The organism is endosymbiont of Ridgeia piscesae, assembly GCF_001443665.1.
GTDB classification, from domain to species: domain Bacteria; phylum Pseudomonadota; class Gammaproteobacteria; order Chromatiales; family Chromatiaceae; genus Endoriftia; species Endoriftia persephonae.
This window is the reverse complement of sequence record NZ_KQ557154.1, coordinates 1-12666: the sequence shown is the minus strand read 5'-3', so window position 1 is coordinate 12666 and position 12666 is coordinate 1. Positions and strand designations below refer to the sequence as shown.

Sequence of the window (12666 nt, the reverse complement as noted above, 5' to 3'; positions counted from 1 at the left end):
CTCCACTACATCTTTCCTTTTCTGATCACGCTGTTCTTTTATCGTAGCCATGGAAAGCAGTATACACTGCCAATACTTTCGGAACGATTAATACCAGCAGTTTTCTTTCTCAACAGTTCTCATCCTAACTAAATGAGGTGGTTGAAGGAGATGAGAGCCTGACTGGTATGGGGTGGAAACAAAGAGACTCTTCCTAGAGGGAAAAAGCGTTGCAGAGAGCGGTGATCCAGACAAGAATGAGAAACAGTCGTGAGGCATAACTACCCATGAGCCATTTAAAAAAGCGTGGAATATCCCAGTATGGACAGGTGGCAACCAGCTCAGAGGTTGCCTACGCTAGTCCGCACCGGCTCGTCCAGATGTTGATGGAGGGTGCGCTGGACAAGATGGCGGCGGCGAAGGGGTTCATACAGCGCAAGGATATGGGGCAGAAGAGCCGGCATATTAGTTGGGCGTTGTCGATCATCAACGGCCTGCGCGGTGCACTCGATTTAGAGAGTGGTGGTGATATTGCCCGCAACCTTGATGACCTCTACGAATATATGGGGCGTCGCCTGATGACGGCCAACAGCAGCAACGATCCGGAAATCCTCGATGAGGTCGCCTCGCTGCTGACCGAGATCAAGCTTGCCTGGGATGCATTGCCGGATGAGGTCAAACAGCTGCCACAGGAGAAGATCTCTCCTGCAGTGGGTGCCTAAATGGTTGTGAAAGATGACCTCCTGGAGCAGGTTCTGCTGCTGACCCGCCAGATGCGTGAACAGGCACAACAGGCTGCCTGGGAGGAGGCGGAGCAGACGGAGGTGCAGCGCAGCCGTCTGATCGCTGAGTGTTTTGATGGTGAAGAGGCGTTTGGCGATCAGAGGCTGGCTGCCAACAAGGTTCAGGAGATCATCAGGCTCGATGCGGAGATCATGGCGATAGGCGAGCGTTCCAGGGGTGAGATCCGCACCCAGTTGAATCGTCTGCAGCAGGGTCGGCAGGTGGCAAAGGCCTACCGCCGTTTCAGTCGCTGACCTGGACGAAGATCAGGCAAGCACCAGCTCGATTACCGCCTTGCTGCCGAAATAGGCCAGCATCAAAACCACGAATCCACTCAGGGTCCAGATCAACGCCTTCTGGCCTCGCCAGCCAAAACGGTATCGTCCCCACAGCAACATCCCAAACACGATCCATGCGGTGATCGACAGCACCGTCTTATGTACCAGTCTCTGCGCGAACATGTCGTCAAGAAACAGAAAGCCGGAGCCCAGCGCCAGCGTCAGCAGGAAAAAGCCGGCGCCGATCATCTCGAATAGCAGGCTCTCCATGGTCTGCAGGGGGGGCAGGGCGCGGATAAAGCCGCCGGGGTGACGATGGTGGAGCTGGTGGTCCTGGATCGCCAGCAGAATGGATTGGACGCTGGCGAGGGTGAACAGGCTGTAGGCCAGCATCGAGACCAGCACATGGACAGTTAAACCGAGGGAAGCGTCTTCGTTCAGCAGGTGAATCGAGCTGAAGCGGGTCTCTAGGAGGATCGCCAGGGCCGCCATCGGCAGCAGAACTATACCCAGATTCTCAACCGGCTTGCTCAGGGCAGAGAGCAGTAGCAGCAAGGTGATGGTCCAGGCGATTAGCGAGAAGGCATTAAAAAAGCCCAGATTGACGCCCGTGCCGCTTACCAGATTACTCCAGAGCAACAGCGCATGCAGGACCACCCCAGCAAAGCCAATAGCCAGTCCAGCTGAACGGGGCAGCAGCCTGACGCTGCGGCTGCTGAATAGCCGCACGCCAAAGATCAATCCGGATAGCAGATAGGCCGTGATGGTAAATGATGTCAGCAAAACGGCTGGATTCCCTGTTGCGGTGGTTCGATAACTGAGGTGTCGCGATAATCGCATATAAGGCGTGTTTGATGGAAGGCCGACTAACAGCCCGCTAGGGGGCCAAACTCAACTGTTATATACTGTGCCGGTTTTGATCTTACGCCCGTGGGGCCTGCTTGGTGGAACGCTCATGTTTGAAAGTCTGACACAACGGCTTGGAAAGGTGCTCGACAACCTGCGGGGGCAGGGGCGTCTTTCGGAACAGAACATCAAAGATACCATGCGTGAGGTGCGCATGGCGCTGCTGGAAGCAGATGTGGCGTTACCGGTGGTGCGTGCCTTCGTCGATGAGGTGAAGGCCAAGGCAATGGGTGAGGAGGTGATGAAGAGCCTCACCCCCGGCCAGACCCTGATCAAGATCGTCAACGACGAACTGGTGCGGGTGATGGGAGAGGCGAACGAATCCCTCGACCTGGCAGCCCAGCCCCCCGCGGTGATCCTGATGGCGGGTCTGCAGGGTTCGGGTAAGACCACCAGCGTTGCCAAACTTGCGCGCTGGCTGCAGCAGAACGGTAAGAAGAAGGTGATGGTGGTGAGCTGCGACGTCTACCGTCCCGCCGCCATCAAGCAGTTGCAGACCCTGGCCAAAGATGTCGGCGCCGAGTTCATTCCCAGTTCCGCCGATCAGAAGCCAGTGAAGATCGCCAAGATGGCGCTGGCCGAGGCGAAGAAGGCCTATGCTGACGTGCTGCTGGTGGATACCGCCGGACGTCTGCATGTGGATGACGAGATGATGGCGGAGATCAAGCAGCTGCATGCCAGCGTTGATCCGGTCGAGACCCTGTTCGTGGTCGACTCCATGACTGGTCAGGATGCGGCCAATACCGCCAAAGCCTTCGATGCGGCATTGCCGCTGACCGGCGTGATCCTCACCAAAACCGACGGTGATGCGCGTGGCGGTGCCGCGCTCTCGATCCGCCATATCACCGGTAAGCCGATCAAGTTCCTCGGTGTGGGCGAGAAGGTCGACGCGCTGGAACCGTTTCATCCCGACCGGGTTGCCTCGCGCATTCTCGGCATGGGCGATGTGCTTAGCCTGGTGGAGGAGGTCAGCCGCCAAGTCGATCAGGAGAAGGCGGCCAAGCTGGCGCAAAAGCTGCAGAAGGGAAAGGGTTTTGACCTGGATGACTTCCGCGAACAGATGCTACAGATGAGCAAGATGGGCGGAATAAGCAGTCTGATCGATAAGCTGCCGGGTATGGGCAACCTGCCGGACAAGGTCAAGAACCAGGTCAACGATAAAGAGATCGGGCGGCTGATCGCCATCGTCAACTCCATGACCCCGAAAGAGCGCCGTTTCCCTGCGATTATCAAGGGTTCGCGCAAGCGCCGTATCGCCAATGGTTCCGGCACCCAGGTGCAGGATGTGAACCGGCTGCTCAAGCAGTTTACGCAGATGCAGAAGATGATGAAAAAGATGAAGGGCGGTGGCATGGAGAAGATGTTGCGAAGGATGGGGGGGCGTCTGCCGGGAGGGCTCCCAGGTGGGCCGGGCGGAGATGGTTTTCCATTCTGAACCGGTTGTCGCCGCCAGGCCGCTGAACGTGCTGAATTCTGCCCTCCTTTCCGGAGCATGCCGCAAGTTTGAGGCTGGATTCAATGCGGGCTTCACATTCCAATATTTTCCGTTATAATGCGCCGTTTCCCGCCGGAGTACCCGGTGTATCCAAAATCATCGTGACTAAGGTAAGGTAAAGAGATGGTAACCATTCGTCTTTCCAGAACTGGCGCAAAAAAGCGGCCCTTCTACCACATCGTCGTGACCGACAGCCGTAATCCACGTGATGGCCGTTACATCGAGCGCCTCGGTTTCTTCAATCCGGTTGCCACCGGTGGCGAGGAGCCGCTGCGGATCAATCGCGATCGCGTCGATCACTGGATCTCCCAGGGTGCGCAGACCTCCGACCGTGTTGCGGATCTGCTGAAACGGGCTGCCAAAGCCGCAGCCTGAGCCCGGATCTGACGGTTCGGAGAATCCCATTCCTGCCAAGGCGGACAGAACGATGCAGTCCGACGAGATGGTGGTGATGGGGCGGGTTTCCGGCGTGTTCGGTGTGTGTGGCTGGTTCAAGGTCTACTCCGACACCAAACCCCGCGAAGGCATCCTCCAGTACTCCCAATGGTACCTACAGCAGCATGGGGAGTGGCGTGAGGTCAAGCTGCTGGAGGGCAAGCGCCAAGGCAAAGGGGTAATTGCCAAGATCCGGGGTTGTGATGACCGCGATCAGGCGGCCGCGCTGCAAGGCAGCAAGATCGCGATTCGCCGGGCGCAGCTGCCAGCACTGGAAGCAGGTGAATACTATTGGACCGACCTGGAGGGATTACGGGTCGAGACCCTCGATGGAGTCGAGCTGGGGCGGGTCAGCTACCTGTTTGAGACCGGCGCCAACGATGTGGTCGTGGTCAAGGGAGAGCGGGAGCGGATGATTCCCTACACCTGGGGTGAGGCGATCCGCAGGGTCGATCTGGCTGCTGGGCTGATGCTGGTTGACTGGGACCCGGAGTTTTAGAGAACGATGCGCTTTGACGTGATCAGCGTCATGCCGCAGATGTTCGATGCACTGCAACAGCAGGGCGTGGTTGGTCGGGCGCTGCAACGGGGACAGGCGGAGTTAAGACTCTGGAATCCGCGGGACTACACCAGCGATCTGCACCGCACGGTGGATGACCGCCCCTACGGCGGCGGCCCAGGCATGGTGATGAAGTACGAGCCACTGCAGGCCGCTATCGAGGCCGCCAGGAGCGGCCGGCCGGATGTGAAGCTGGCCTATCTGAGTCCGCAGGGGCAGCGCTTCGATCAGCAGGTCGCGACAGAGATGGCCGCCTCAGGCGAAGATCTGATCCTGATCGCGGGTCGATACGAAGGGATCGACGAGCGCATCATCGAGCGCAATGTCGATCAGGAGTGGTCGATCGGCGATTATGTGCTGAGCGGTGGTGAGTTGGCGGCGATGGTGCTGATGGACGCAGTGATCCGTCTGCTGCCCGGGGTGCTCGGTGCGGCGGAGTCGGCTGAGCAGGATTCGTTCATGGATGGCCTGCTGGATTGCCCGCACTACACCCGTCCAGAACAGATAGACGGCATGCAGGTGCCGAAGATCCTGCAGAGTGGTAATCACGAGTTGATTCGACGCTGGCGCCTCAAACAGGCGTTGGAGCGGACGTTGCAGCGGCGGCCCGATCTTCTGCAAGGGCGCCGGATGACGGCCGAAGAAGAGAAGCTTTTTAATGAAATCAGAGCGGCGTCGGGAGACGCGGAGCGAGAACAGGAGCAATAGACCATGAGTAAAATCATCGAGCAGCTCGAAGCCGAGCAGATGGGCCGTGAGGTTCCAGAGTTTGGCCCCGGCGACACCGTGATTGTTAAGGTGCGGGTAAAAGAGGGTAGCCGTGAGCGGCTGCAGGCGTTCGAGGGTGTGGTCATCGCCAAGCGTAACCGTGGCCTCAACTCTGCATTCACCGTGCGTAAGATGTCCCACGGCGAAGGCGTCGAGCGCGTGTTTCAGACCTACAGTGCACTGGTGGCCGACATCAAAGTGACCCGTCGTGGCGACGTGCGTCGCGCCAAGCTCTACTACCTGCGCGGTCGTACTGGTAAGGCAGCACGCATCAAAGAGAAGATCTAACCCCCTTCTCCTGGTCATTGAGAAGAGCCGTTCCGGCCTCGGCTGGAGCGGCTTTTTTATGCCTGGCAAAGTGCAAGCATACTGGCTTGCAGCGACAACTCTCTGGATGAGAGACTGCGGGCTTTGTCACGGCAGGGCCTAATGATGCAGACATTCTACTGGCACGACTACGAAACCTGGGGCGCCGATCCGAAGCGGGACCGGCCGGCCCAGTTTGGCGGACTGCGTACCGATGCGGAGCTGGAGCCGATCGGCGAACCGTTGGTGATCTACAGTCGTCCCAGCGATGATATGCTGCCCCAGCCGGAGGCCTGCATGGTGACCGGCATCAGCCCGCAATTGGCGTATGCGAAGGGCGTGCCGGAGGCAGAGTTCATTGCCCAGATCCATCGTGAGTTGGCCCAGCCTGGCACCTGTGGGGTCGGGTACAATTCGATCCGCTTCGATGACGAATTCACCCGTTTCACCCTCTACCGCAACCTCTTCGACCCCTATGCCCGGGAGTGGCAGAATGGCAACTCCCGCTGGGACATCATCGACATGGTGCGCCTCACCCATGCCTTGCGGCCAGAGGGGATAGAGTGGCCGAGCGATGCGGCAGGGCGCCCCAGCTTCCGTCTGGAACTGCTGACCGCCGCCAACGGCATCGCCCACCAGGCGGCTCACGATGCCCTTTCAGACGTGTACGCGACCATCGCCCTGGCGCGGCTGATCAAACAGCGCCAGCCGCGCCTCTACGGCTACCTGCTGAGCCATCGCAACAAGCATCAGCTGCGTGACCTGCTCAACCTCAAGGCGACGGCTCCCATACTGCTGCATGTCTCCTCCATGTACCCGGTTGAGCTGGGGTGTATCGCGCCGGTGGTGGCGCTGGCGCAGCATCCGACGAACAGTAACGGTGTGATTGTCTTCGACCTGCGCCAGGATCCAGCGCCGCTGTTGGAGTTGGATGATGAGCAGATCCATCAGCGTCTATTTACCCCGACCGCTGCTCTGCCTGAAGGTGTGGAACGTATCCCGCTGAAGACGGTGCACCTCAACAAGTGTCCGGTGCTGGTGCCGACCAACACCCTGACGGCGGAAGCGGCGGAGCGCTGGCAGATCAACCTTGAACAGGCGGAACGACATCGCCAGCAGCTGCTGTCAGCGCCTGAGTTGCAGGCGAAGATCAGCCGTGTCCACCAGATGAAGCAGTTCGAGCCTCAGACGGACCCGGATCTGAGTCTGTACAGCGGCCCATTCTTCAGTGAAGACGATCGTCGCCGCATGCAGCAGATCCGCGAGACTCCGGTTGATCAGCTGGCCGGGCTGCACTTTGCGTTTGACGATGCGCGCCTGCCGGAGATGCTGTTTCGTTACCGCGCCCGCAACTGGCCGGAGACGCTCAACGAAACGGAGCGGCAGCGCTGGGATGAGTATCGTCAGACACGTCTGTTTGATGTAGATGGCGGTGGTGCTATCCAGCTGGATGAGTATCTGGCTCAGCTTGACCTGCTGGCGGCGGATGAGGGGCTCTCCGCTGAGCGCCGCGCACTACTTCCCCAACTGCTGGAGTGGGCGGAGCGCGTCGCGGAGAGCGGCTAAAGAGCCTCTGAACGAATCATGGACGGGTAACTTTGCAGTTCAAATTTCTGCTCGCTCAGATTTATTCAGAGGCCCCTGATCAGTCGTCCAACCAGCCCTGTAGCGCCCCGATCACCGCCTTGGCCTGGTCGCGGCTGGAGATGTTGAACTTCGACTTCGGCAGGTATTCACCGTTGCGCTTCTGGTAGCGACGGATGGTGTACTTCTCCGGGCCGTACTCCTCCTTGGCGCGATTCCACTCCTGATAGCGGAAGATGAGGGTGGTCCAGGCTCCTTTCGTGAGCACAACCTTGTCCAGTTCTTTGACAATGTCGATGCCGTCTTCAGTGTAGGTGACTGTCAGCTCGTCGGGTGTAGATGCCATAGTTGTCGCTTCTAAAAGTTGATGATGGGTTGCAGAAGAACGTTACATTTCCGGCTTTCCGGCAACGGCGCCATATTTGTGCAGGATTGCGATGATCGCCTCGGAGTTGTTGGCGATGGCTAGCTGCAAGGCGGTCTGTCCGGCGTGATTGCGTTGGTTTACCTCTGCTCCTGCGGCGATCAGGTGTTTGACGATCACCCGATGGTCCTGGAGTGCCGCGATGTGCAGGGGGGTGTTGCCATCCTTGTCGGTGACGTTGATGTTGGCTCCCCGCTTGATGAGAAACTTGATGATATCCCGGCTGGCGCTGTTGGAGCGCACCGCCTCGATCAGCATTTCGTTTGGCTCGAACTGCGCCCCCTGGTCTGCCAGCTGGCGTGCAATCAGAGGCCGGCGTGCCATCACCGCGGTGTAGATGGGGCTCTTGCCGAAGGTGTTTTTTGCATCGATATCCGCGCCATGGTCGAGCAGGATGCTCACCACTACCAGCAGGCCGCGTTCAGCAGCCACGTGCAGTGGTGTGCGTCCATCCGGGCCGGTGGCGTTGATATCGGCGTCCCAGTAGAGGTTACGCTCGATCTGATCGATATCCCCCACATGCACCGCCCGATAGAGATTGATGGTGGGGCGGTCGGGTTTACTGCAGCCGGCCACCAGCAGCAGCGCAAGCAGGCTGGGTAGAAGAATGGGATGAAGTTTCATGTAGCGATGGTAAAACGTGGTGAGAGGCGTCTGCAAGCCCGATCGTAGCCAGGGTGTCGCTGCCCATGATAGGGTTCGGGGCTATGATTACAAAGCTGTTATTGACCCTCGGGGTGATTGGGATCGCTTGGTTGGTGCTGCGCCAGCGTGCCCGCAGGGTGCGGCAGATCGAGGCGGCAGAGCGGTCGCCGCAGCTGAGTGCGCCAGCCAAGCCGAGCGGGATGGTTACGCCACGCTTGGCCGCCTACGGATTGGTGATATTCATGATCCTGGTCAGCAGCCTGTTCCTCTATCTTCAGTGGCGCGACGAATATCGTATCGTCACGGTGCGGGTGGTCAACACCCAGACCGGCGAGAGCCTCATCTACGAGGCACGGCGCGGTGATGTGGAAGGGCGCCACTTCGAGACCCTCGACGGCCGGGTGATCACCGTGGCGGACGTGGAGCGGATTGAGATGGGCCGGGAGTCGCGCCAGCGCTAGGAGTCTGTCGGATTTAACACTGTTTGGGTGTAAACCCCTGGATGGCGATAAACTGGGTTGATTACCATCCAGGGATTTTTACCCCAAGGGCACTTCCTTCGGGGTGGGCTTAAACGGATAATCTGACTAGGCTCCTAGTCTTGCCGTTTTAGCGCCGCGCGGCCCGATTATTGCCGCCCGGCAGCCGCAAGAAGAGAGCAGATGGGGATATCGCACACACTGATCCGCCTCAGCTACGCCTTGGAGGGCTCGGCCCGCTACCGGCGGGCCAAGCACTTCTTTTACGACCTGCTGGAGAACCCTCTGGCGCCGGTGCGGCCCTACTTCGATATCTTCATGATCCTGCTGGTGCTGTTGAGCGTCTGGCTACTGATCTATGAGGTGCGCCACGACCTGGGGCTGATCGATGATGTGGTCGAGCGCATCGCGGTGACTGTCTTCATCCTCGAATATCTGCTGCGCTTCTGGATCTACAACGACAGCCACGCCATCATCCTCAAACATTATGAACGGGCGGAGTTTGTCAATGAGCGGTTTCGCCTCTGGCCAGCGCTGCGCGAGATCCTCGCTCGCAAATGGGATTACATGAGTCAACCGCTGGCGGTCATCGATCTGCTGGCGATTATTCCCAGCTATCGTCCACTGCGCTTTCTGCGCATCTTCCTGCTGTTCCGTCTGTTTAAGCTGTTTCGCTACACCCGCAGTATCAGTGGATTCGTCAAGGTGTTGTCGGAGAAGCGCACTGAGTTGCTGACGCTGCTCATCTTCATGGCCTTCATCACCTTTACCGCCGCCACCGCCTTCTTCTTTTTTGAGTTCGAGTCATCCGGCCTTCAGTTCAACTCCTTTGTTGATAGTCTCTACTGGGCGGTGGTGACCATGTCGACGGTGGGCTACGGCGATATCACGCCCCAGACCATCGAGGGGCGGGTCATCACCCTGGTGTTGATTATCTCGGGACTTGGTGTGATCGCCTTTTTTACCTCGATCATCGTCTCCGGTTTTGGTGAAAAGATGCACGAGGTGCGCTCACTGCGGGTCTACTCTGAGGTGGAACGCAAGCGGGTCGGCATCATCCTGTGCGGTTTTGGGCGCGTGGGTGAGGTGGTGGCGCAGCGCCTGGCAGAGGAGAAGAACCCGTTTGTGGTGGTTGATACGCGGGAGTCGGCAATCCATCTCGCCAAACAGCGCGGCTATCTGGCGGTGCAAGGCAATGCCGAGGATAGTCAGTTGTTGGCAAATCTGGGGGTTGAACGCTGGGTCGAGCGGCTGCTTTGTCTGACCGGCAATGATGTGATCAACGTTTACATCACCCTCTCTGCGCGGCAGATGAACCGGCAGATCGAGATCATCTCCCGCGCCAACCACCGGGAGAATATCACCAAGTTGATGCGGGCCGGTGCCACTCATACCGTGGCGCCCTACGAGGTGGCTGGCCTGATTGCGGCGGAGTATGTGGGCCAGCCGGTGGCGTTCGAGGCCATCTACGGCATGCTGTCTGGCGAGCGCGAGGTGGGGGTCGATGCGGTGCGCATCCATCCGGGGACGAAGCTGGTAGGGTGTCGACTGGGTGAGGTTGACTTCCAACAGAGCAAGCTGATCGCGTTTGGTGTGGTGCGGGATGGTAGCGCGCCGCCGGAGGGGCAGACACATCTGTTTGAGCTGGGCGGGCGGGTGTTTCACTTCAACCCAAAACACGACTTTGAACTAGCAGCGGGGGATCTGCTGTTGTTGTTTGGACACGAATACAGCATCGCCCATTTTCGCGATGCCCTTGAACGAGGTGGGCTGTGAATCGCGATCTGCGTGTCCTGATCTTCGGCGCCGACGCGCTGGCCCAGGAGGTGGCGGGGCAGCTGACCGAACGCGGTCTGCGGGTACCCATGTTCAGCAGCGATCAGGAGAAGGTGCGCGGCCTGTGTGAGCGGGGCTTCGACGCCCGTGAGCTGGACTATACCGACGACGACCAGCTTCGCTCGGTGGGGCTTGGTTCGGGGATTGATATCATCTTCGGTCTGTTCGACGAGGAGTCGAAAAACGTCTTTCTCACCCTCTCCGCCCGTGCCCTGGAGCCTGAGCTGAAGATCGTCTGTGTGGTGGAGTCAGCGCGGGGCAAAGAGAAGATGCTGGCCGCCGGTGCCAGCAAGGTGCTCGACCCGTTTGAGATCAGCGGACGCAAGATCCACGACCTGATTGCCCGGCCGATGATTGTGGAGATGCTCGATCGCACCCTCTTCGGCAAGTATATGGACATTGCTGAGATCAAGATCCCGGCAGGCTCCTGTCTCGCGGGCCGGCCGCTGAGCCAGATCGAACTGCATCGGCGCTACGATGTGATCCTGATAGGGGTGGTCGATCTGGAGATGGGGGAGCGGCTGATCTTCAGTACCAGCGGGGTGGATCACAAGATCGATGCGGGGGATATGCTGGTGGTGATTGGTCCGCATCAGGAGATCGCCCGCCTGATTGGGGATGTGGAGCAGAATCGGAGCGACAGCCTTGAGGCTGCCGTTCAGAAACCTTAGGCTGGCGCGCTCTCCAGTAGATTGCCGAGTTGCTCTGATACTCCACCCTGAGCTTGCAGCGCTTGCTGCGGTGTCGCTTTCAATTGTGCCAGGATCTGCTCGAGGGTGGAGCGGGCCTGCTGCGGGGTTTCAATCCGGGGAGAGGTCTGTTCCGCCCGGCTCTGCTCCATCTCATAAAGCTGCCGCGCTTTCTCCACATCCACTTGAGTGTCGGGCCGGCTCGGCTGAGAGGCGTCGCTGGCTGCAGCTGCATGCCTGGCCTCACCCGCAGTTCTGTTGCGGTTTGACTCTATCTGTCGGTTGCTCGGGTTGGTGACCGATTTGTCGGGGTGGATTGGGGTTACCATACTTATGGACTCCTCTGGTGTCGGGTAATTGACAGATTCATCTGGGGTTCAGTTTCCAGAGGCTAAGCCGCGAAAAACATGCCAACCTGCATGGCAGTATAGTTGATCGTGCAAGAGTAGAGGACAGTAGAGAATGGGCGGGATCAAATCTGGAATCAAAGCAGCACTGCTGGGCGCGTTCTGCTTTTGGCTATTCGGCAACAGTGCGCTGGCTGTCGAACAGGCGGAGCTGTGGCGTTATCAGATCTCTTACCAGGGGATACTCTCCGGCTTCATGCCGATGGCGATTGCTGACGCCGAACTGCGTCTGCCGGCTCAGCCACAGTTGCTGAATGGCAGGCCGGTGCGCACCGCCCTATTACAGGTTTCGACAGCGGCCTATGGCAAGGCGGAGTTGATCTACCCGCTGCGCTACCGATATCAGAGCTGGTTCGATCCACAGGTCCAAGATGCGCTGCTGGTGAAAGAGGAGTTGACCACCGACCAACGCCAGCGGGAGCTGCTCTGGTTCGACCGCCAGGGGCGGCAGGCTGTGCGTATTGAGATGTCTGAGCCGGAGCCGGCTGGTGAGCCGCTGCCGCTTCAGCTGGACGAGCTGTTGGAGGGCTGGCAGGCTGATGGCGAACAGGCAGTGCTTTCAAATCGGGTGGATCTGCAAGCGGCGACCTACGACTACTACTCCCTGTTGCAGCGACTGCGCAGGATTGAGCTGACAGAGGGTGAGGTGCTGGAACTACCTGTGTTTACCGGCAAGGCGCTGAAGCGCTATCGGGTGGAGGTGGCTAGCGAGGTTGCCGGAGGCGGCAATCTGTGGCGATTGCGTCTTGCCAGTCTGGATGCGGATGGACGCCCTTCCGTCAAGTTTCTGCTGGTCTGGCTGACGGCTGACGAGCGGCGCATTCCGTTGCGCTTCCATGCCGAGCGTCCGTTTGGCAGCCTTGATGCGGTCCTGGTGGGAGAGGGCGGCGAAAGTCAGATCGCGGCGAGCCTCACCTATCATGAGACTGAGGGAATAGGCGACCTGCTAAACTGGGGCGACTGAGCTCGCCAGATTCCGCGATCCACGATGAATAAGGTGTAGTAGTTCAGACCTGATCTGACACCTGACTTGAAAAGAGTGAGGGTTACCGGTTTTGATGGAAGTGCTAACTGACCATCGAAACCAAAGAGG

Annotated in this window: 16 protein-coding genes; 12 read left to right on the top strand and 4 right to left on the bottom strand. The window is 59.0% G+C overall.

From position 1 onward, the window contains the following. The first annotated feature begins 266 nt into the window (after positions 1-266). Positions 267-701, top strand: a complete 435-nt coding sequence (gene fliS, locus Ga0074115_RS14300; protein ID WP_057956880.1) for a flagellar export chaperone FliS — start codon at positions 267-269, stop codon at positions 699-701. Further along, on the top strand, positions 702-1016 hold the full coding sequence (locus Ga0074115_RS14295; protein ID WP_057956881.1) for a flagellar protein FliT: 315 nt from the start codon (positions 702-704) through the stop codon (positions 1014-1016). A 12-nt stretch (positions 1017-1028) separates the two neighbouring features. On the opposite strand, the gene Ga0074115_RS14290 is transcribed toward Ga0074115_RS14295, so the two are convergent. After that, a complete protein-coding gene (locus tag Ga0074115_RS14290; protein ID WP_057956882.1) occupies positions 1029-1823 on the bottom strand; it encodes a cytochrome C assembly family protein in 795 nt (264 codons plus the stop codon). A 172-nt stretch (positions 1824-1995) separates the two neighbouring features. Between Ga0074115_RS14290 and ffh the strand changes: the two genes are divergently transcribed. The 6 genes from ffh to sbcB all read left to right on the top strand — a co-directional run bounded on the left by ffh (position 1996) and on the right by sbcB (position 7075). Beyond that, positions 1996-3381, top strand: a complete 1386-nt coding sequence (ffh, locus tag Ga0074115_RS14285) for a signal recognition particle protein (protein ID WP_060528651.1) — start codon at positions 1996-1998, stop codon at positions 3379-3381. Positions 3382-3564: 183 nt separating this feature from the next. Next, on the top strand, positions 3565-3816 hold the full coding sequence (gene rpsP, locus Ga0074115_RS14280) for a 30S ribosomal protein S16 (protein WP_005965405.1): 252 nt from the start codon (positions 3565-3567) through the stop codon (positions 3814-3816). Positions 3817-3868: 52 nt separating this feature from the next. Then, positions 3869-4375, top strand: a complete 507-nt coding sequence (rimM, locus tag Ga0074115_RS14275; RefSeq protein ID WP_057957273.1) for a ribosome maturation factor RimM — start codon at positions 3869-3871, stop codon at positions 4373-4375. Positions 4376-4381: 6 nt separating this feature from the next. Next, positions 4382-5143: a tRNA (guanosine(37)-N1)-methyltransferase TrmD gene (trmD, locus tag Ga0074115_RS14270; RefSeq protein ID WP_057957274.1), complete on the top strand. Its 762-nt coding sequence runs from the start codon at positions 4382-4384 to the stop codon at positions 5141-5143. Positions 5144-5146: 3 nt separating this feature from the next. Further along, positions 5147-5491, top strand: coding sequence for a 50S ribosomal protein L19 (rplS, locus tag Ga0074115_RS14265; protein WP_005965411.1), 345 nt, complete (start codon positions 5147-5149; stop codon positions 5489-5491). A gap of 141 nt (positions 5492-5632) precedes the next feature. After that, the gene (gene sbcB / locus Ga0074115_RS14260; RefSeq protein ID WP_057957275.1) at positions 5633-7075 is read left to right on the top strand and encodes an exodeoxyribonuclease I; all 1443 of its coding nucleotides are present in this window, start codon (positions 5633-5635) and stop codon (positions 7073-7075) included. 79 nt (positions 7076-7154) lie between these two features. Here the strand turns inward: sbcB and Ga0074115_RS14255 are convergent, their stop codons facing one another. Both Ga0074115_RS14255 and Ga0074115_RS14250 read right to left on the bottom strand, forming a co-directional pair. Next, entirely contained in the window at positions 7155-7439 is a 285-nt protein-coding gene (locus tag Ga0074115_RS14255) for a hypothetical protein (protein ID WP_060528650.1), read from the bottom strand. 42 nt (positions 7440-7481) lie between these two features. Further along, the gene (locus tag Ga0074115_RS14250; RefSeq protein ID WP_057955676.1) at positions 7482-8141 is read right to left on the bottom strand and encodes an ankyrin repeat domain-containing protein; all 660 of its coding nucleotides are present in this window, start codon (positions 8139-8141) and stop codon (positions 7482-7484) included. Positions 8142-8224: 83 nt separating this feature from the next. Between Ga0074115_RS14250 and Ga0074115_RS14245 the strand changes: the two genes are divergently transcribed. The 3 genes from Ga0074115_RS14245 (at position 8225) to Ga0074115_RS14235 (ending at position 11148) form a co-directional block, all read left to right on the top strand. Then, on the top strand, positions 8225-8623 hold the full coding sequence (locus Ga0074115_RS14245) for a hypothetical protein (RefSeq protein WP_039960482.1): 399 nt from the start codon (positions 8225-8227) through the stop codon (positions 8621-8623). Positions 8624-8824: 201 nt separating this feature from the next. Further along, positions 8825-10417 carry a potassium channel family protein gene (locus Ga0074115_RS14240; RefSeq protein ID WP_057955675.1) on the top strand — a complete coding sequence of 531 codons (1593 nt, stop codon included), beginning with the start codon at positions 8825-8827 and terminating at the stop codon, positions 10415-10417. Then, positions 10414-11148 carry a potassium channel family protein gene (locus Ga0074115_RS14235; protein WP_057955674.1) on the top strand — a complete coding sequence of 245 codons (735 nt, stop codon included), beginning with the start codon at positions 10414-10416 and terminating at the stop codon, positions 11146-11148. Before Ga0074115_RS14240 ends, Ga0074115_RS14235 begins: the two co-directional genes overlap by 4 nt. On the opposite strand, the gene Ga0074115_RS14230 is transcribed toward Ga0074115_RS14235, so the two are convergent. Further along, positions 11145-11495, bottom strand: coding sequence for a hypothetical protein (locus tag Ga0074115_RS14230; protein ID WP_060528649.1), 351 nt, complete (start codon positions 11493-11495; stop codon positions 11145-11147). The genes Ga0074115_RS14235 and Ga0074115_RS14230 overlap by 4 nt on opposite strands. 133 nt (positions 11496-11628) lie before the next feature. Here Ga0074115_RS14230 and Ga0074115_RS14225 point away from each other — a divergent pair, with 133 nt between their 5' ends. Continuing rightward, positions 11629-12537 (top strand): DUF3108 domain-containing protein, encoded by a 909-nt coding sequence (locus tag Ga0074115_RS14225; protein WP_057955672.1) that lies wholly within the window; start codon positions 11629-11631, stop codon positions 12535-12537. Positions 12538-12666 lie beyond the last annotated feature (129 nt).